This window comes from Marinobacter sp. 1-3A, assembly GCF_016597775.1.
GTDB lineage: Bacteria > Pseudomonadota > Gammaproteobacteria > Pseudomonadales > Oleiphilaceae > Marinobacter > Marinobacter xiaoshiensis.
Window position 1 is genome coordinate 1 of record NZ_VCGZ01000018.1, and the last position, 19,161, is coordinate 19,161.

The window sequence follows — 19,161 nt, forward strand, 5'->3', positions numbered from 1 at the left end:
TTCAAGGTAGGTTTTCAGCAGATCTCGTTGTGGTGCCTGGCGCTTATCCCGTGGAATCATGGCGTTTTCTTCCGGTTTTTGGGCGAAACGGGGAGATTTATGGTGGATATTATACTCGAAATTCAAGCCAACTCATTGCTTTGTTTCAGTTTTTTGGTTTTGCAGGGACGACTAAGTAGTGCCAACTATCCTGCCAGAGGGGGACCCTGCGAAAAAAGGCCCAGGCGATCTGGGGGGACGAGGACGACTGACCAGTGCCCTGGATCGCCAGCGCGCCGTGCAGCTGATCGATGAGGCGCGGACTGAAGGTGCGCGCCTGAAAAGCGCCTGTGCCGAGCTGGGCATCGGAGCCAACACGTCGTACCGCCGCTGGAAAGCCGGCGGTGAGGATGGTCGGCCCGGTGCTCCCAAACAGACGCCATCTCACGCACTCACAACCATGGAAAAAGCAATGATCCTGGCCGTTTGCCATCAATCCGATTATGCCAGCTTACCGCCCTCTCAGGTCGTGCCGCTACTGATGGACGACTACGGGTGGTACATCGCCTCGGAATCGTCGTTCTACCGCGTTCTGAGCGAGCACAATGAAAATCATCGTCGAGGTGCCCGCCGCCACTCCGGGCGAGTCGGTCCGCCACGCCGTCACGAGGCCAACAGACCGAATCAGGTCTGGTGCTGGGACGTGACGTATCTGAAGTCCACTATCCGGGGCCGGTTCTTTTATCTGTACTTCATGCTCGACGTGTACAGCCGCAAAATTGTTGGCGCTGAAGTGTTCGACGCGGAAAGCGCGGCCAACAGCGAAGTCGTATTGCGCAAGGCACTGTTGCGCGAGGGCTGTGCGAATAACCCGCCAGTGGTGCATTCTGATAGTAATAATGTCCGTGCCAGATATTCTTGAACTAATCCGCTTTAACAGCTGATCGGTCTATTATGAATAATCTGGTGCCGTATGGGTTCTTTGGCCACCTGACCCACACTCTGATCGACCTGCTCAATGTGTCTTTCCGTTGACTCGTCGGTGGCCCAAGATCACTTAACGGAGAGGGTTCACCTCGTCGTTACCTGTGACCCGAGAAGGGCCTGACCATAGGTCTCATTACTGTCATGTCCGGGCAATCGATTCGAAGGTGGAATCCATCATTTTGAATTGATTGATTGGTTGGGGTGAGGTCATGAAAAAGCAGCATAAGGCACACTCTCCGGTGGTTGGCGGCGTTGATACTCACAAAGTTATTCACGTAGCTTCTGTCGTGGATGAGTATGATCGTGTTTTGGGCTCAAAGACCTTCGCGACGACTACGCATGGCTACAAAAGCTTGCTGGCTTGGATGCGCTCTTTCGGTGAGCTTGAGCGTGTGGGCATAGAATGCACCGGCACCTATGGTGCGGGATTATTGCGGTACCTACAGCGCTGCGATGTTAAGACCTTGGAGGTGACGTCGCCTGATAAGACAGCTCGTAGAAAGCGTGGTAAAGACGATGTCATGGACGCCGAAAATGCTGCCCATGCCGCCTTCGCTGGTATCCGGACGGTCACTCCCAAAACACGCGACGGGATGATTGAGTCACTACGTGTTTTGAAAGTTTGTCGCAAGACGGCTGTTGCTGCTCGGCGCGTTGCTCTTCAAATCATCCAGACACAAATCGTGTCTGCACCCGAGACACTACGTGACCAGCTGCGCTCTATGACGAGGATGAAACTCATCCGCACAGTAGCCGCTTGGCGCCCCGACTTGACGGGATATCGGGATGTCACCACAGCTTATCGGATTGCCCTCAAATCCCTTGCTCGCCGCTACATCGAACTACATGACGAAGTGGCAGAGCTGGACATCATGATCAAAGCCATTGTCGATGATCTGGCACCTAATCTCATAGCACGCCGCTCTATAGGCTATGAGGCTGCTTCACAGCTACTCATTACGGCAGGTGATAACTCAGAACGCCTGCATTCGGAGGCAAGCTTTGCCGCTCTGTGCGGAGCCAGTCCTGTACCTGCATCCTCTGGGCAGAGGCAGCGTTATCGCCTGAACAGAGGTGGCGACAGGGCGGCTAACAGCGCTTTACATATCATTGCAATCGGTCGAATCCAATACGATCCTGCGACCCAGGCTTACGTGAAAAAACGCACCGAACAAGGACTCACGAAACTGGAGATTATCCGCTGCCTAAAGCGCTACATAGCCAGAGAGGTTTATCACCTCATCCGTGCCAGAAATCATATGATCAATCAGGTACAGATAGGCACTTGATCTTTAGAAGGGCGTCAACGGCAGCGCCATGAAAGGCGGCACTCTGCCGGCCACCTTCGAAAAACTGGGGGTAACGCCGTCTTACAGTCGACCGCGAGTGTCTAATGACAACGCTTATATCGAGTCGCTGTTCGGTACTACCAAGCAACGCCCGGAGTATCCGCCAGAGGGCTTTGAGAGCCTTGAGTTGGCTCGTGACTGGGTGAACTCCTTCATCCGTTGGTACAACAATGAGCATCGCCACAGCGCGATCCGTTATGTGACTCCGGCCGATCGCCATGCGGGCAAGGATGCTGACATCCTGGCAAACCGCAAAATGACATTGCTCAGAGCCAAGAGAAAGAACCCTGGACGTTGGTCTACCGACATTCGCAACTGCGAACCGGTCGGAGCGGTGTGGTTGAACCCGTTGCCAGAAGAGCAAGCTGTTAAAGAGCAAGCTGTTAAAGAGCAATGTGTGGCCCATTAGAGGCCAAATGAATCAGGTTCCAACTACCTTGACAGACGACGTATTGTTTTGACCGGCTAATGCACCATCACTCTTTATCGGGAGATTAACCAATGACCAGCCCGTTGAGATATAACTCCTGTTAAACTGCCATGTTAAACTGTCAATTGGTATCCGGAGTCACTGAACACAATTACCTCTTTAGTTTATCTGATTAAATTTCTCCCTAATCTTGTACTTCATCATTTTTCCAGTTGGTGTCCGGGGAATGTTGTCTACAAACTGTATTAACCTAGGGATCTTATAGGGTGCCAGCTTTCCTTGACAGAAGCCTTTAACATTTTCGATATCTAACTCTTGATTATCTTGCGACACTACAATTGCAGCTACAGTTTCTCCCCAGTCCGCATGTGGAATACCAATTACAGCAACTTCAGACACTCCTGGGCAATTCACTAGGACATCCTCCACTTCTTTCGAATAAACATTCTCACCACCTGTGATGATCATATCTTTAGTTCTGTCAACAATAAAAAGATAGCCATCCTCATCCATCCGTGCGAGATCACCAGTGCGATACCAACCATTATCGAAAGCTTGCATAGTTGCGTTAGGTTGGTTGTGATAACCAAGCATCATTGACTGTGCGCGCAACCAAATTTCTCCAACATCCCCAGGGTTTGCGTTTTTACCATCAGTACGAACCACACGAAGATCGCACCCAGTTAAAGCATATTTCCCAATAGAGCCTGCTTTCATTATTTGCTCATGTGGGTAGAGCGATATACCAGTAGGGCCTGATTCTGTCATACCATATACTTGGTAAAAACGATCACTTTTAAATTTTTCCCTTAACATGTTAGAGGTTGAGGAATCAATTGGTCCGCCACCGAAAAGCCATGCTCGCATACTACTAATATCGAATGAGTCAAAATCATCGAGCGTTTGCACTGGAAGTATGAAGGCGATTGGTGCACCAAAGAAGACAGTACATTGTTCTTCCTGGATTGTTTCCAGGAATTTTCTTGGGCCGTACTCACGTAATAAGACTAGGGTCGCACCAACATATAACGCACCAATCAACTGACAATTCAGGGGAGCTGAATGCCATATTGGCATTCCTATTAGTACCCGGTCTTGTATATTAAAACCCCAACCTACTACGCTCGTTGATAGTGCAGCTAACAAAATCGTTTTGTGAGAGTGCATGCATCCTTTTGGCTGACCAGTAGTACCTGAGGTATAAAGTAACTCAGCCAAGTCGTTTTCTGAAACATCGACTGGGATAAATGCACCCTGCTTACCATAACCCGCAGGTTCAATAGTACTGTCAGAGCTATCTTCATCGAGTGCAAAAACAGATACTCCAGCCCTCTCAGGGCTTAGCTCTAATTCAGTAAATATTGAGGAATCGACAAACCAAAGCATGGAACCACTATCACGTAGTATATATTCCACTTCTGTGGCGGCTAGCTTATGATTTACAGGCACCACAACACCACCGCAGCGAACAATCGCAAAAAAAAATTCTACCCAAGAAGTTGAGTTTCTTCCTTGAAGGGCAACTTTGTCGCCTTTTCTAACACCTTGCCTCTGTAACCATGCAGCCCGTCTATTGACGCGCTCTCCAAGCTGTTGCCATGTCAGCCTCTCTTCCCCATGAACTAGTGCCTCTTTACTTTCGAACTTTCGGATATTATTATCGAAAAAATCATTTATTGTCCACATAGAGATTTCCCTTTTTTATTTAACTGAAAGATAACTGCTAACTAATGTAAACAATGGCACTCCTGAATTATATTTTTGACTGATTATTAAGATCTGCACTCTGCCCATCCCGAAACTCAAACTCCAAGTCTATGTTTTCTTCGAATAGCCAACTTGCACCAATACACTTGTTGACGGCGACCGAGCATCTAATCAAATACAGAAGGTATAAAAAGAATTATATTTGGAAAATAGATTATTAGAAATATTATTAATAAGTCCATTATCAAAAACCAAAATATTCCTCTAAAAACTTCTTTTGTTGATACTAAGTTACCGACAACACTCTTGATAACGAATACGTTCATTCCAATTGGAGGTGTAATCATTCCAATTTCCAATAACTTAGTTAAAACAACACCAAACCACAAAAGACTTAACCCAAGGTCACCTACCACAGGTATTATAATTGGTAGAGTCAAAAGCATCGCACCTATAGGCTCCAAGAACATACCCAGAAAAAGATAGACGAGAACTATTCCGATTATAACTATTGCAGCACTATAGTCCGCACCGATAATTAGATCGGAAATAAACTCACCAGTGCCTGACAGTGCCAAAAATCTGGTCAGAAGACTAGCTCCAATCGCAATAATGATTAGAGCGCTAGTGGTGACCAGTGTCTCAACAAGGGCGACTTGCAATTTTTTAAACGTTAATGACCTTTTCAACAACCCCACTACAAAGGAAAGAAATGCACCCACCGCACCTGCTTCTGTAGGTGTAAACACTCCGCCAAAAAGACCGCCAAATATCCCGGCCATAATTAGAAGTACTGGCCAAGTTTCTTTAAGAGAACCGAATTTTTCTTTTATTGTATGTTTAGTATCAACAGTAGGGGCTAGCGAAGGGTTCAGCTTTACTCTAACAAGTATAACGACAGTATAGCCAACTGCAGTAATAACTCCAACAGCAATACCGCCGAGGAAAAGACCTGTAATAGACTGCTGAGCTACAACACCATAGAGTATCATAATAATAGATGGAGGTATTAATGCTCCTATAGTACCTGCTACGGCGACTGTTCCAGTAGCCAATTCCGGATCATATTTATGACGAATCATTTCTGGAACTGCAATCCGTCCCATCGCAGCAGAACATGCAACAGACGAACCGGAGACAGCTGCAAATCCAGCCGAGCCGAATACTGCAGAAATGGCCAAACCGCCCGGAATTCCAGAAAGCCATATACCTGCTGCTCGAAACATCCCTTGCGTAAGCTCTGCGTGATAGCATAAAAAACCCATCAATAGAAACATAGGTATTGAGCCCAGCACCCATGTCGACGCAAACTGGTATGGTATTACTCCGATAGAACCCCAAGCTATATCAAAACCCATTAAGTACCACAAACCTGCAAAAGAGGCTGAAATCAATGAGACAGCAATAGGTACTCTAATAGAAATAAGAACCACTATGGAAGCAAGAACAAAAAAACCAAGTTGTATATCAGTCATATGCTAACCCGCTCATTATAGTCTCTCAAAAGTTAAACTCTTGATACCAATTTTTTAGACAACACTAGAACGATAAGAGCGAAGCTAACTGGTAGTACAAAGTACGTTGGCCATGTAATAATACTAGAGTTTGCCTGCAGAACTGATGCTCCTGTAGAAAATTTGTTTAATGCCTCCTCCCAAGTGCGTATAGCCAGCACGGTATATACCGGAATAGTTAGTAATGTGGTAAATTTTGAAAGAGCATGCTGCGTACTCGGAGCAAGCATTTGAGTGAAAACATCAATCGATATATGAGAATCTTTTAACTCTGCAAGCGCCAAAGGTACAAACACTACTACAGTCATATAATAGTATGTAAATATCGCCAATGTGCCGGGCAACGGAATTGCAAAAAAATGTCTAAGAAAAACATCCAAGGAAACATGAATCATCATCAAAAATAAGATAAAGCTAGCGATTAAAGAAAAAGCCTCCAAAACGCTATCAACTTTAAACACTTTGTTTGTCATAAACATAGTCCAAGCGCCAACTCAAAAAAGATAAGACTGCTGCAGCAGTCTTATCTACCTTCAAGATCCGTACGTATTTACGTTGACTTTAGAATATACTCGATCAAGCAAAGCATCCTTAAATGATTCACGGCTATCTAGATCAGGAGCTAAAATTTCCCATTCGTTTAGAATTTCAATAAAAGCTGCAGCTTTCTTTTGAGCATCTTGCACACTGTACTTTTGAGCATATTCATTGACGATACCTTCCAAATCTTTGCGAACAAAAACTTGAGTTCTATTTGTCAGGTCTGGATCTGCCTCATGAAGAGCAATGCCGTTATTCTTAGCGCTGTCGAGAGCCTTTTTTGCGTATTCGATGCCTTCAAACGCCTGAGATGCAACAAGACCGGCAGAAGCAGTCATAATCGCTTTCTTGTTGGCACTACTTTGTTTATTCCACTTTGATAAATTCATGTTGGCTGAACCACCACCTGAAAACAATCCTCCAGGTATATTTACAGTGACATCAGTAACTATATCCGAAAGCTTAAGGCTACTAAGTTGAGCAGCAGCTTGAATATCGCAATCGACAACTCCTTGACTCAGAGCTTCGTACGACTCATTAGCTGACATTACTATTGGGCTCCCACCAAGGCTCTCGACCCATCGTGCCCACGGGGCAGCAGCAACACGCACTTTCTTTCCGGAAATGTCATCTAATGAAGCAACTTTTTCTCGGCAGAGTAGTGTATATGGTGTAGTCATTATACTACTAGTAAATACTTGGTTTTCATTTTTATATTCGACTTGACAGTCATCACAATTCAGCATTACATACTCAGCCATGGCACCCGCGTATGCCACTGTAGATTGCTCATGCGAGACACCTTCTTTAAGCATTAAGGTCATTGATAGGTCGGCGACCATATTCGTATTCGGATACGACTCTGGAAAATAGGGTGTTAAGACAGTACCGAAATCTGCCATACCCTGCCCTACTCCATCGGACATTTCTGCAAAATTCAATAGTGACAAAGGGAAAACCCGTATATCTAAGTCGCCCTCACTATATTTCTTAACTTCTTCAGCAAACACTTTCCCTGCGTCTACAAAAGAGCCTGTAGTGAAACCTATAGCATAATTCAATCTTTCTGCGCTTGCGATAGATGGCAGTGTCAAAGCAAGCGATAAAGCGGTATATTTAATTTTTTTATTCACAATTGGCTACCTTTTTATAATTATAACGTCGGTTAATTGATTCCAGACACATTATTACAACAACTTCACTTCAACTACTTTAAATAAGTTTTAACTCTCCCGAAGCTGGCGCCTTAGTACTTTTCCGACAGAATTTTTCGGAAGCGCGTCTACAAAAACGACCTTCTTAACAGTTTTGTAGGATGCAAGATACTCCTTAGAGTGGCCCATAAGGTCTTGCTCAGACGTGACCACGCCGGGCTTTTGCACCACATACGCAACAGGCACTTCGCCCCAACGCTCATCGGAGTGTCCAACAACGGTGACTTCAGCTACAGCGGCATGCTTGCTCATCACCGCTTCGATCTCGGCTGGGTAGATGTTTTCCCCGCCCGAAATAATTACATCTTTCAGTCTGTCCTTCAGATATACTCGTCCCTCGCTATCCACATGACCCACATCGCCAGTCCTATACCAACCATTCACCAAGACCTCAGCGGACGCCTTTTCATTCCGCCAGTATCCCGCAAACGTCATTGGACCGCGTAACCAGAGTTCACCAATGCGGCCTGAACAGACTTGTTTTTGCGTCTGGACATCGAATGCAGCAACTTCCGCATTCATAATTGCGCGTCCGGCGGACCCAAGGCCATTTGGATCATCCTTGTTAATCCAGAATGTAATAGGGCCGGTAAATTCGGTAGCGCCATAGACAATCTGTACATCAATATTATGTGCAGCACCCTCTCGAACCAATTCAGAACTTACGGATGCCCCACCACAGATTAAGTATTCAAGATGAGAACGATCGACGGTGTCGATTTCTGGAGCATCAAACATAGCTCGCAACATCGCAGGCACAGTCATCATCATACTAATCTGCTCTGTCTCTATAAGCTCCCAAGTCAGCGCTGGTTTAAAATCCGGTAACATGACAGTCGTACTACCACGCATGATGTTGCCGAACAAATAAAACAGCCCACCTATATGGAACATCGGGGCCCCCAAAAGAAACCTCTGATTCCTGTTCCAATCGATCGTGCATGATGCGCTGTGAGCCGCAGTATAGAGGTTTTTATGTGTTATAACGGCACCCTTGCTGCGACCAGTAGTACCCGAGGTGTACATAATTACAGCTGGGTCATTAACATCAATTGCCACATTGATTGGAAGACAGCTTTTCTCCCTCTCTTCGTCGGCAGTGACTATCGTTGCGTATACAATTGGCTCATTGGCATTAGATTCACAAACTGCGTCACAAATCTGAATATCAGGTAGAACTTTTGTAGATATTTTATCTAATAAAGGAGAGAACTCGTGCTGATATACAAGAGCTACGGGCTCGCTGTCCTCGAGGATATGCTCCATCTCCGGAGGTGCTAGCCGCCAATTAACAACAACGGCTATAGCTCCCAGCTTCACAGCTGCGAGAACTGTAGTTGCGTGCATCTCCGAATTGCGAGCCAACAGCGCAATTCTGTCTCCGTGCCCTACCCCGGCGAGACTTAAATGGCTTGCAAAGATATCGACACGCTGATTGAACTCGTCGAAGGTGTAGCGATTCTTATCATCTATTATGGCTTCGCTCTCGGGCGTGAGGCGGGCTCTCTCAGAAAGTAGATGACCAAGTGTCATTTCACTCATAATAAAAGCCTTTTGTATTTATTTTCAAATAACAGCATGATCACAGCTTCCTCTTAGGACGCCGTGATCGGCATACTCTATTCAGTTTCTAATCAACTGATGCCATAGCGCGGGCGACGACCTCATCGACACCTAAATCACTTGGTAAAGTTCCGTATACGGCCCCATGGCGCCTTATAAGTCGAGTTGAATAAAACACTTCAGTTGTAGCAGAATTACCGAACTTTCTAAGAAGTGCAGCTTGGATAGCTACGGAAAGGTCACCTGCTATAGTGCGTGCATTAAATTCAAGATCAGCACCTGCATCAAAAGCCGATTTAAGCTGCTCGACGAAGTCGTCGTACCGGTGATCGAACCCAGCGACGCTGCCTAAAAAGTTGTATACAGCTTCAAGTGCTTCTGGTTCTCGCTTGAGAACGCGAATTACATCTAAAGCAGCCACATTACCGGTTCCCTCCCAGATACTTCCCAAGGGTGCTTCACGGTATAAACGAGGCATCCCTGAGTCTTCGATGTACCCATTACCTCCTAAGCACTCCAAGGATTCTGCGACATGCTCCGGTGTTCGCTTAGCCACATAGTACTTCAGGGCTGCAAGACCTATACGGCGCAACAACAAAGTTTCTGAGTCCCCTTTTTCAACTTCATCAGTTAGCGCTGCAAGCCACATTCCCGAAAGTGCCGCTGCCTCAGCTTCTACAGCAAGGTCTGCAATCACGTTTCGCATAAGAGGCTTGTTTATTAGCTTGTCACCAAATGCTTCACGATGACGTACATGATGTGTAGCCTTGGCCAATCCGTTCATCATAATAGCTGCTGAACATTGCGTGACGTCGAGTCGGGTCATATTGACCATCTCCACGATCGTTCGAACACCACGACCCTCGTCGCCCAAACGCCAGCCAGTCGCTCCCATGTACTCTATTTCAGAGCTTGCGTTGGAAAGATTTCCAAGCTTATCTTTAAGGCGCATCAGCGAGATAGAGTTCACAGTCCCGTCTGGTAGGATGCGGGGCACTACAAAGCATGTGAGACCGCCAGGAGCCTGTGCGAGGGTGAGCAAAATATCGCTCATGGGGGCGGATGTAAACCACTTATGACCTGTAAGCTGATAACTACCATCACTCTGCTGTTCCGCAAGAGTAGAATTCGCACGTACGTCAGAGCCTCCCTGTTTCTCAGTCATTGACATCCCCGCCGTAAGACCTGCTTTTTGGGCAGGACTGGAAAACGTCGAGTCGTAGACCCCGTTCGAGAGAAGGGGTTCGAATTCCGCAGCAAGCTCTTTACTGGTTCGGAGCGCGGCGACCGCCGCATAAGTCATAGTGACAGGACAGGTGTGCCCAACATCACCGGATTGCCAAGCTACAAACTTAACGGCGCGGATGAGGTGCGCGTTATTACGCTTATCTTGCCAAGGAGTCCCATCTAATCCGTTAGCGAGAGCAATATTCATTAACTCGTGATAGGCCGGGTCGTACTCCACTTGGTCAACTCGATGTCCATATTTGTCGTGGGTATTTAAAACAGGTTGATTCTTCTCAACCAAGTCGGCCAAGCGTTGAACTCGCAGACTCCCTGCGACTCGACCGAATTCGTGTATTTCTGATATAGATGCATGGGCATCCCGTGCTTTAAGAAATTCGTCGTAAACTGGATGTTGAACCGCGTCGAAGTTTTCTCGCGGTGGTACTTGGTTTTTCACTTCATGCGTCTTGTAGGTCATAAATCTTCAATCCTTTCACTCGCTAGTTGAGCGATGTAGTGACGATAATTCTCGTATTTGTTACGCAGACGTTTTGCAGGCCAATTATTTGGTTGTAAATGAGCTGGTAGAACTGGGCCGGACCTTAAATGCCGGACAGCGGCGGCAGCCGCAGCGAACCTTGCACTGGGCTCATTTTCGGGATCGAGTGCTTTTATGATTAAATCAGCCTCCGCAGCCCATGCCGGAAGATCCCACAAATAAGCAACTAACTTATGCTCATCCGCATGCTGTGCCTGAAAAACTTGAATTTCAGACATCGGTGGTAGGCTCTTGGCGAGATTGTCAGGTCGTAACCAGACACCATTGCATAACTCAGCGTATCGATGCTCTCGCAAAACCTCACGCGTTGCAGCACGAGAAGGAGCGTCGCGACCTGCCACCGTGATAACAGCCATTTTCCAGCCCGTCCCTCCAACCAAAAGCTCCGGGTTAACTCTCTCTTCTTGAACTCCCCTCCTTATCTGATGTCTTTGTGCCAGCGTGTAGACACCGCCTGATGCATCTAGGTCATCATTTGCAACCATTCTCGACAGAGCTGTGCGCAACGCTGGCGCGGAGAACCCTAACGGCTTAATGACCTTTATGATCGAACTTACGGGTAGCGACCCCGACCTCATACCAAGCAGAAGACTCAGCACAACTGAACGCGCGGACATTTGTGGTATCAATTCTTCGAGCGTTTTCATTGGCCCTCTGCATATAACAGAATAAAATCAATTGATCTGATATCGTAATACCGATAACTTTGCATGTCAAGCCCACAAATCTCCTCTCGGCTGTAAAATATAGCTTCAAGAGATGGACACGTGAGCACCATGCGACATCTTAGGAGGCTCTGAATAATCCCCTAAATCAGCGATAGTGCGACCATCGTCAACTGTATAGGATTGACTGCCACCATAGATCAGCTCTCTTTCTCCGAAGCCGAGTTCCAAACCGAGAAGCGATAAACTCGCCGTGAGACTTTTCTGGAACGTAAGCAAGTTGACTCCTTGGAAACGGCGGGAGAAGAAGGTCGCTTGATATACCCCACGGGCTGGTCGACCAGCATAGCCGCTGCCGACAATGCTGCGAGTCCACCGCATGCAGCCGTTCTACAACCTCATCGACCCGGCCATAGAAAATACCCCGTAAGAGACTCAATCCATGGAGCACTTCGCCGGTCTGAAGCTGGACCTAAAACGGGGTCAGGCGGCACTACGTGCATGAGCGCGATCAAGAGCCTCTTGCTGCCACTACAGAAGATTTCTTCGTCTTCGACTACGGTCGGTCCGTAACCACCGAGAGTCTGGATTATGCCTTTAAGCTACTGCGACAACGGTTGCAGTGGCGCTCCCGGGGCGGCCACCCAGTACCGAGAGTTTATGATCTTCGCCACACCTTTAGCTGTCGTAACTTGGAACGCTGGTATGCGCAGGGCCTCGATATCGACTGCCACATCCTGGCGCTATCCACCTATCTGGGTCATGCCAAGATCACCGATACCTATTGGTATCTCACCGCAACGCCCGAGTTGCTAGCCAAGGCCGCTGAGCGCCTTGGCCAAGGTCAAGGAGGTGGATTATGAGTACCTCGACGCCGTTAAGTTTTCCATGCTTGCTCCAGCAGTTCTTTGTCCAGCGTCTGGTTCAGCAGCGCAGGGCCAGCCCACATACCGCGCGCGCTCAATAACTAAGTGCAACACCCTCTGATCGAGTATTGTGTTGCCATGGAAAATCACTATCACCACCTCAGCACGACAGACCGCGTCACACTCATGTTGATGATGCGTCAGGGAGCCAGTCTCCGGGCTGTAGCCCGTGAGTTGAACCGCTCTCCCAGTACGTTGAGCCGGGAGTTACGGCGTCACGCGGTTGACGACCAGCCCTATGATGCCGAGGCAGCAGGGTTATCTGCATGTTCCACGCGTCTTCGTTGCCGGCCCAGGCGTACGCTGGTCGAAGGCACAGACCTGCATGATATCGTTCTCGACATGCTACGAAACCGGTGGTCTCCCCAGCAAATCAGCGGCACACTGAAGGCCATGTTCCCAGACCAGACCGACTATCAGGTCTCTCATGAGACGATATATAAAGCCATCTACGCCCAGCCTCACGGTGAACTGCGCAAGGAGCTGATTGCGTGCCTGTGCCAAGGCAAGACGAAGCGTCGGCCCCGCGCGGGCGGCGTGGACCGCCGTCAACAGATCCCTGATCTGGTCAGCATTCACCTGCGCCCGCCGGAAGTCGATGAACGGCTCTTGCCGGGGCATTGGGAAGGCGACCTGATCAAAGGTGCGTTCAACCGTTCCGCTGTAGGCACCCTGGTTGAGCGAGTAAGCGGCCTGGTGTTCTTGGCCAAGATGGACGGAGCCACCGCAACCGCCGCCGTCCAGGGCTTCAGCGCGGCCCTCAATCGGGTGCCATTGGAAATGCGCCAGACGTTCACCTACGATCAGGGCCGAGAGCTGGTGCGCCATGCCGAGATCACCCAGAAGACCGGGACGGCGATCTACTTCGCTGATCCACACAGTCCCTGGCAGCGGGCCATCAATGAGAACACCAATGGCCTCTTGCGCCAGTACATGCCCAAGGGCACGGACCTGTCGGTGTTCAGTCAGGACGAGCTGGATGCCATCGCTTTCCAGCTCAATACCCGGCCTCGAAAGCGACTGGGCTTCAAGCCGCCGCTGGAGGTCTTTATGGATCTGATCAAGCGAACCCAGGAAGCGCCGTCAGGCGTTCATTAACCCGGGTGTTGCACTTGGAGTTGGAGACCGCCCCGTATTAGCCTATCGGGATACCTTTCGATTACTGCTGACGTTCGCCCACCGGCAACTTGGAAAACACCCCAGTGAGCTTGCGCTGGAAGACCTGAATGCCACACTTGTTCTGGACTTTTTTCACCATCTTGAAGCAGAACGTCACAACTCGGTTCGCAGTCGTAATGCCCGGTTTGCGGCCATCCGGTCGTTCATGGAGTATGTGGCTTTTCAGGAACCTTCAGCCCTTGCCACGGTTCAATCTGTGCTCGCCATTCCCATGAAGCGTTTCGAACAACCGCTCATTGGATTCCTTTCGCGCGAGCATATGACCGCGATTCTTGATGCACCGGATCGTAACAGCGCGATCGGACAACGGGATCGGGTGATGCTGGCCATGCTTTACAATACCGGCGCTCGTGTCTCCGAGTTAACCGGCATGCGAGTGGACGATCTGGAGCTTGACCCCAGTGCTTCTGTGCGTATCCGTGGCAAGGGGCGCAAAGAGCGCTTGACTCCATTGTGGCCGGAGACGGCCGGGCAACTGAAACGCTGGCTGAAAGCCTATCCTCGCCAGCCTGATCAACCACTGTTTTCAAGCCGGTCAGGTGCCCCACTAACGCGTGTTGGAGTGACTGAACGCCTGAAGCTTGCCGTCAAAGTCGCTGCCGAGCAATATCCGGAACTGGCCAAACGACGGATATTCCCGCATCTGATTCGACACTCGATTGCGATGCATATGCTGCAAGCTGGGGTGGATATCACGGTTATCGCCCTATGGCTCGGTCATGAAAGCCCAGTGACTACCCACAAATATGTCGAAGCGGATCTGGCGATGAAGGAGCGGGCCTTGAAGAGCCTCCAGGAGCTTCCCCAAGCACCGGCGCGGTACCGCCCGCCGGACAGTGTGTTACAGTTTTTGCAGAGCTTGTAGTTATGTAAGGTTCACGGGAGGTACCGGCCTCGAAGCAGTAAAGGGTAGAAGCTGCTAAGTGCAGCAATCACCGAACGAATCAGCATCTATCCTGGCCGGCTCTCCAGTGCCTGATGACCACAACCTTCCATAACTGAAGACCTCGGATAATTCTTGCCCATGGGGATGGGGCGTAGGGCCCGCTCCAGGTGGTTGGTGTCTGGCTGCACGTCCGGGTTTTCCAGGAACACGCTCAGGCTGGCTTCCCGACTGAGCACGTAGTTCAGAGCCTTGGTCAGCGGGTCGCTGGGCACCAGACCACCTCGCTTCAGCTGATCCTGGCACCACTGGAAGAAGTCGCTGACCACCGGTTTGGAGTGATCCAATCGGTACTGGCGTTTCTTCTCGCCGGTCAGCCCCTGGGTTTTGATAGTCTCTTCATTCTGATACAGCATCGCAATCCGTTGCAAAGCCTCGGTGACGGTCTCCGGGTGATCCTTCTGTGCCTCGATAAAATAACGGCGACGGTGCACCCAGCATTGGGCATGGGTGACGTTCTCCTGGGCGGCGGCATAGCGGGCATAGGCCGCGTAGCCGTCACTGATCAGCGTGCCACTGAACGACTCGCTGAGTACCTGTTCGATGTGGGCGCGCCCACGGCTGTTCGAATAGGTGAACACCACCTCGTCGGCATCGCCGTACAGCGGCCAGAACCAGCCGGATTTCATTTTGCCTTTTTGTGGGCCGGCGCGGCCCTGGTGGCCGGCCTTGATGGGCGTTTCGTCCATGGCCAGCACCCGGCTGCGCAGCACGTTGTCGGTCTGGGCATCCACAATGGGCCGAAGCAGATCGATGGCGCGCTTGACCAGGTTGGTCAGGGTGCTGCGGCTGACGGTGACACCGGCTTGCTGGATGCGCTGGTGCTGGCGATACAGCGGCAGGTGGAACTGGAACTCGTCCACCAGCAGCCCGGCCAGCAGGCTGACATCGGCCAGGCTGTTGTCCAGCACGTTGAACGGAGCCGGGGTGGTGATGGGCTTCTCGGTGCCCTTGCGCCGGAACACCGGGCGTTCGCACTTGAGCACCACGTAACTGGAGGCCCGCTGGGCCAGCCGGTAGGTGGTCTTGCTGCCGATCACTTCGTACTGGTCGGCCTCAGGGCCAGTCAGCTCCGGCGGCCAATGTTCAAGGACTTCCACCGGGACATCGGCGGTAAAGCGCAGTCCGGTGTCGTTCAGGCAGTCGTCGTCCCGCTGTTTCTTGCCGGTGCCGCGCTGATAGGCCTTAATGGTGCGTTTTTCTTCATCAGCAGGCCGCTCCGGCAATGGTGCTTCCTCTGGCTGGAACAGGCTGTCCTGTTCCGGTAGGCCATACACCTGCTTCTCGGATTTGGGGCCGAACAGCTGTTTCTTGAACCAGTCCAACTGATGGGTCAACTGGCGAATGGTCTCCGCCTGAGCGCCCAACTGCTCCCGCAACACGGCATTCTCCTCGGCCAGGGCCGAGTAAGAAGACGTGTTGGAATGGGGTGCGGAAGCCGTTGAATTCATGGCCGATATTATACCGGAAGTCCGTCTTCTATACCCCTCGAAAACGCTTGAACTGGCGGTATTTCTGCACCTCAATGCCGTCAATCAGCAGCTGCAAATCCGTCAGGGTCAGGGCCCGCTGGCCGGAGGCCGATAACGGTACCCGGAACTGTCCTTGCTCCAGGCGCTTGGCCCACAGGCAGTAACCGGTAGCGGTAAAGTACAGCATCTTCATCTGGGTCTTGCGGCGATTGACGAAGACGAAATACTGGCCGCTGAGCGGGTCGTGCTTCAACTGATTCCGGACCAGGGCACTCAGGCCCCGGAACGATTTGCGCATATCGGTGGGCTCGGTACACGGCCAGATGCGCGCCTGGCTATCGAGCCCGATCATCCGTTCTGGCTCAGCCGCAGTTCGACGCCATTGCCCAGGCTGAGCACAATGTTCCAGCCTGGGCCGGAGGATTGCGACGTGCCCATCAGTGACGACAAATCCAGAAAGCTGGCGTCACCGGATCCTGCTGCCTCATCAGTCGACGACCCGGCCAAGCGCTTGCGCCAGTTACAGAAGCTGGCGTAGCCAATGTTCTCTTGTTTGCAAAATTGCGAAGCTGAGAGGCCGCTGGCGCGCTGCTGATCAACCAGGGTCTGCCACTGCTTTGGCGTACGATGCTTTCTCATGGGGGTAACCTCGTGTTGGAAATTGTGAGGTTACTGTAGGGCGAATTTCAGCAGGGTGGCAGGACGTCTTAGAATGAACGTGTATGGACTCCTCCTCTATTGCAAGCACTTTGTCTGATCGCGACTAAGGTACGACTGCCTACGTGTATCCGGTCTCTTTAATGATGCCGTCCCTGTAGGCATCGGACCCTGATGGGCTATCCGCGCACTGGTTCCCAATCGCTTACACGAGCTCAAGGCTCCACGTTCATTAGGGGTTTCCCAGCGCCGGTTCGACCTGTTCGCCATCAATCAAAATGCCATGCAATCGTGGTGTTGGACGTCTCCTGAAAAGTTGCCGGTTGTTACCCTGGCACACTCAGCCTTGCAGCTACCCACTCAAACTCCTGCCGCTGAGAGCCCTTCGTTATAGGCTTCCTCGTTGTGTACCAGCGCCCAGGCAATACGGGCTGTTTTGTTGGCCAATGCCACCGTTGCCACATTGACATGCTTCCGGGCGGCAAGGGCTTTGAGCCAATGACTCAGTCCGTCGTCTTTGCTCTCAACATGGCGCAACACGGCCCGTGCTCCGTGAACGAGCAGCTTGCGCAGGTAACTGTCGCCGCGCTTGCTGATCCCTAACAGACGATCCCGTCCCCCGGTGCTGTGCTGTCGAGGTGTCAATCCAAGAGAAGCGGCAAAGTCTCGTCCTTTGCGGAAGGCCTTCCCGTCGCCCAGGGCACCTGCCAAGGCACTGGCTGTGAGCGGCCCCACGCCGCGTAATGTCATTAAGCGCTTTGCTACAGGATCCTGCCTGACACTCTCAGTGATCCGGTCATCAAGGGCTGTGATGCGATCATCAAGATGCCGGAGGTCCTCGGCCAACCCATTGAGCAGAATGCGGAAACTATCGGTAAGCTCGCTCTCAGCATCTTCAAGCCAGCCTGGTAAGGCCCGGCGCAGCTGCTGGATGCCCACTGGCGCTACAATACCGTACTCGCCCACTAAACCCCGGATCTGGTTGGCCTTGGCCGTGCGCTGCCCCACAAGCTCTTCCCGGATCCGATGTGCAGCCTGAATATCCTGCTGAGCGACCGTCTTTGGAGCGACAAATCGCATGTTCGGGCGACTCATGGCTTCGCAGATTGCCTCCGCGTCTACTCGGTCGTTCTTGTTGCTCTTGACGTAAGGTTTGACAAATTGGGCGGCAATCAACCGAACATGATACCCCCGCTTCTGGAGTTCCCGAGCCCAGTGGTGTGATGACGCGCAGGCTTCCATACCAATCTCGGCGCCGGCCGGTACTTTTCGGCTGAGGGCATCAAGCCACTTGCTGCGCGAATACTTGCCTTGCCATCGAGTTTGGCCGTGACGGTCTACGCCGTGCACGTGGAAAACTGATTTGGCAATATCAACACCGACACGGATAATGTTCACTTGGGCTTCTCCTCATCTTCATGATGGTTGGCTAATCACTCACCATTTTGGCACGTAGATGCCGGTGAGGTGAGGAGGAGTCCATCCCATTGCTTACGCATAAACGACAGCCACATCGTTCACAGTCCTCAAGGCCTGCCGCTCTGCAATTTCCCGGAGATGTTCCGCCTTTCGCGTTTCCGCCAGTTTCTTTTTTTCATCCTGGGGGTCTTCTCCCTGACGGATACGGACCCGCCAAGCCTCAGCCAATTCCCGAGCAGAACGTGTTCTCAGTCCGTCAGTAAACGCACCGAGAGAATTCTTCCGTCCAACCCACTGACCAGAACCAACCTGAACGGTATACCTCAAGTGCCAAATCTTTTTCCCGCGGGGCGTTACGCGCAACGCCAGCCCGGTAACAGTTGAATCCTGGATGTAGATGTCTTTCTGGCTGGGGGTTAGTTTCCGGATCAACTTGTCTGCTGAGTCGGCGCTCCGTGGAAGGAGTTCCTTGTTTTCTACTGCCATTTTCTGACTCCGTCATAGCTAGTTTTGAAGAATTTTGGGTACTGGCTGGGGACAGATTTTGGCTTGGGTACATGCTGGGTACCTGTAAACCGCTTTGCCACAACCTGAACCAACTCGACACACACACAAATTCTAGAAAAAAATATTTAATTCAAATAGTTGTTAATCTATAACGGAAACGAAATGAACCTGGATGAAACGGAATGAATCACTACACTATTTTATGGGTATACGGATTTAATGGTTGATGGGGCACCTTCACCCCATCAATCTGATACCACCCTCAAATGGTTGATAGATCGACTCCGTAGTTGAGTTCCTCTGCGAAGTCCGGCAGTCCGTAAC

The 19,161-nt window shown here is 50.6% G+C and carries 17 protein-coding genes and 1 pseudogene; 6 read left to right on the forward strand and 12 right to left on the reverse strand.

The window, feature by feature from the left end:
• Nucleotides 1-277 precede the first annotated feature (277 nt).
• The 3 genes and pseudogenes from FE848_RS18010 to FE848_RS18020 form a co-directional block, all read left to right on the forward strand.
• Nucleotides 278-901 carry a DDE-type integrase/transposase/recombinase gene (locus FE848_RS18010; protein ID WP_200205245.1) on the forward strand — a complete coding sequence of 208 codons (624 nt, stop codon included), beginning with the start codon at nucleotides 278-280 and terminating at the stop codon, nucleotides 899-901.
• A gap of 274 nt (nucleotides 902-1,175) precedes the next feature.
• Complete coding sequence (locus tag FE848_RS18015) at nucleotides 1,176-2,255, forward strand: IS110 family transposase (RefSeq protein WP_200205246.1); 1,080 nt, start codon at nucleotides 1,176-1,178, stop codon at nucleotides 2,253-2,255.
• 10 nt (nucleotides 2,256-2,265) lie between these two features.
• A pseudogene (locus FE848_RS18020) lies at nucleotides 2,266-2,724 on the forward strand (transposase); the annotation flags it as partial.
• 180 nt (nucleotides 2,725-2,904) lie between these two features.
• Here FE848_RS18020 and FE848_RS18025 read toward each other — a convergent pair.
• From FE848_RS18025 to FE848_RS18055, 7 genes are all read right to left on the reverse strand, one after another.
• A complete protein-coding gene (locus FE848_RS18025) occupies nucleotides 2,905-4,431 on the reverse strand; it encodes a class I adenylate-forming enzyme family protein (protein WP_200205248.1) in 1,527 nt (508 codons plus the stop codon).
• A 188-nt stretch (nucleotides 4,432-4,619) separates the two neighbouring features.
• Complete coding sequence (locus FE848_RS18030; RefSeq protein ID WP_200205249.1) at nucleotides 4,620-5,927, reverse strand: TRAP transporter large permease; 1,308 nt, start codon at nucleotides 5,925-5,927, stop codon at nucleotides 4,620-4,622.
• A gap of 32 nt (nucleotides 5,928-5,959) precedes the next feature.
• Nucleotides 5,960-6,439, reverse strand: coding sequence for a TRAP transporter small permease subunit (locus FE848_RS18035; protein WP_200205250.1), 480 nt, complete (start codon nucleotides 6,437-6,439; stop codon nucleotides 5,960-5,962).
• A 60-nt stretch (nucleotides 6,440-6,499) separates the two neighbouring features.
• Entirely contained in the window at nucleotides 6,500-7,639 is a 1,140-nt protein-coding gene (locus tag FE848_RS18040) for a C4-dicarboxylate TRAP transporter substrate-binding protein (protein ID WP_200205251.1), read from the reverse strand.
• A gap of 90 nt (nucleotides 7,640-7,729) precedes the next feature.
• Nucleotides 7,730-9,262, reverse strand: a complete 1,533-nt coding sequence (locus tag FE848_RS18045) for a class I adenylate-forming enzyme family protein (RefSeq protein ID WP_200205252.1) — start codon at nucleotides 9,260-9,262, stop codon at nucleotides 7,730-7,732.
• An 88-nt stretch (nucleotides 9,263-9,350) separates the two neighbouring features.
• A complete protein-coding gene (locus FE848_RS18050) occupies nucleotides 9,351-10,988 on the reverse strand; it encodes an acyl-CoA dehydrogenase family protein (protein WP_200205253.1) in 1,638 nt (545 codons plus the stop codon).
• A complete protein-coding gene (locus FE848_RS18055; RefSeq protein WP_200205255.1) occupies nucleotides 10,985-11,716 on the reverse strand; it encodes a hypothetical protein in 732 nt (243 codons plus the stop codon). Before FE848_RS18055 ends, FE848_RS18050 begins: the two co-directional genes overlap by 4 nt.
• A gap of 515 nt (nucleotides 11,717-12,231) precedes the next feature.
• Here FE848_RS18055 and FE848_RS18060 point away from each other — a divergent pair.
• The 3 genes from FE848_RS18060 (at nucleotide 12,232) to FE848_RS18075 (ending at nucleotide 14,704) form a co-directional block, all read left to right on the forward strand.
• Complete coding sequence (locus FE848_RS18060; protein ID WP_200205256.1) at nucleotides 12,232-12,597, forward strand: hypothetical protein; 366 nt, start codon at nucleotides 12,232-12,234, stop codon at nucleotides 12,595-12,597.
• A 141-nt stretch (nucleotides 12,598-12,738) separates the two neighbouring features.
• Nucleotides 12,739-13,758, forward strand: a complete 1,020-nt coding sequence (locus tag FE848_RS18065; protein ID WP_200205260.1) for an IS30 family transposase — start codon at nucleotides 12,739-12,741, stop codon at nucleotides 13,756-13,758.
• 235 nt (nucleotides 13,759-13,993) lie between these two features.
• The gene (locus tag FE848_RS18075; protein ID WP_320159523.1) at nucleotides 13,994-14,704 is read left to right on the forward strand and encodes a tyrosine-type recombinase/integrase; all 711 of its coding nucleotides are present in this window, start codon (nucleotides 13,994-13,996) and stop codon (nucleotides 14,702-14,704) included.
• Nucleotides 14,705-14,790: 86 nt separating this feature from the next.
• On the opposite strand, the gene tnpC is transcribed toward FE848_RS18075, so the two are convergent.
• The 5 genes from tnpC to FE848_RS18100 form a co-directional block, all read right to left on the reverse strand.
• The gene (tnpC, locus tag FE848_RS18080; protein WP_413785019.1) at nucleotides 14,791-16,233 is read right to left on the reverse strand and encodes an IS66 family transposase; all 1,443 of its coding nucleotides are present in this window, start codon (nucleotides 16,231-16,233) and stop codon (nucleotides 14,791-14,793) included.
• Between the two features lie 28 nt (nucleotides 16,234-16,261).
• Nucleotides 16,262-16,606, reverse strand: a complete 345-nt coding sequence (tnpB, locus tag FE848_RS18085; protein ID WP_227715451.1) for an IS66 family insertion sequence element accessory protein TnpB — start codon at nucleotides 16,604-16,606, stop codon at nucleotides 16,262-16,264.
• Nucleotides 16,603-16,893: an IS66 family insertion sequence element accessory protein TnpA gene (tnpA, locus tag FE848_RS18090; RefSeq protein ID WP_200205257.1), complete on the reverse strand. Its 291-nt coding sequence runs from the start codon at nucleotides 16,891-16,893 to the stop codon at nucleotides 16,603-16,605. The genes tnpB and tnpA overlap by 4 nt, the downstream gene beginning before the upstream one ends.
• Before the next feature lie 378 nt (nucleotides 16,894-17,271).
• A complete protein-coding gene (locus FE848_RS18095) occupies nucleotides 17,272-18,309 on the reverse strand; it encodes an IS110 family transposase (protein WP_200205258.1) in 1,038 nt (345 codons plus the stop codon).
• A 93-nt stretch (nucleotides 18,310-18,402) separates the two neighbouring features.
• Nucleotides 18,403-18,816 (reverse strand): Arm DNA-binding domain-containing protein, encoded by a 414-nt coding sequence (locus FE848_RS18100; protein WP_200205259.1) that lies wholly within the window; start codon nucleotides 18,814-18,816, stop codon nucleotides 18,403-18,405.
• Nucleotides 18,817-19,161: the final 345 nt, after the last annotated feature.

Excerpts from the sequence above, each read along its gene's own strand:
- FE848_RS18015 (WP_200205246.1), top strand. The coding sequence starts at position 1,176 with ATGAAAAAGCAGCATAAGGCACACTCTCCGGTGGTTGGCGGCGTTGAT.
- FE848_RS18025 (WP_200205248.1), bottom strand. The coding sequence starts at position 4,431 with ATGTGGACAATAAATGATTTTTTCGATAATAATATCCGAAAGTTCGAA.
- FE848_RS18030 (WP_200205249.1), bottom strand. The coding sequence starts at position 5,927 with ATGACTGATATACAACTTGGTTTTTTTGTTCTTGCTTCCATAGTGGTT.
- FE848_RS18035 (WP_200205250.1), bottom strand. The coding sequence starts at position 6,439 with ATGACAAACAAAGTGTTTAAAGTTGATAGCGTTTTGGAGGCTTTTTCT.
- FE848_RS18045 (WP_200205252.1), bottom strand. The coding sequence starts at position 9,262 with ATGAGTGAAATGACACTTGGTCATCTACTTTCTGAGAGAGCCCGCCTC.
- FE848_RS18050 (WP_200205253.1), bottom strand. The coding sequence starts at position 10,988 with ATGACCTACAAGACGCATGAAGTGAAAAACCAAGTACCACCGCGAGAA.
- FE848_RS18055 (WP_200205255.1), bottom strand. The coding sequence starts at position 11,716 with ATGAAAACGCTCGAAGAATTGATACCACAAATGTCCGCGCGTTCAGTT.
- FE848_RS18065 (WP_200205260.1), top strand. The coding sequence starts at position 12,739 with ATGGAAAATCACTATCACCACCTCAGCACGACAGACCGCGTCACACTC.
- tnpC (WP_413785019.1), bottom strand. The coding sequence starts at position 16,233 with ATGAATTCAACGGCTTCCGCACCCCATTCCAACACGTCTTCTTACTCG.
- tnpB (WP_227715451.1), bottom strand. The coding sequence starts at position 16,606 with ATGATCGGGCTCGATAGCCAGGCGCGCATCTGGCCGTGTACCGAGCCC.
- tnpA (WP_200205257.1), bottom strand. The coding sequence starts at position 16,893 with ATGAGAAAGCATCGTACGCCAAAGCAGTGGCAGACCCTGGTTGATCAG.
- FE848_RS18100 (WP_200205259.1), bottom strand. The coding sequence starts at position 18,816 with ATGGCAGTAGAAAACAAGGAACTCCTTCCACGGAGCGCCGACTCAGCA.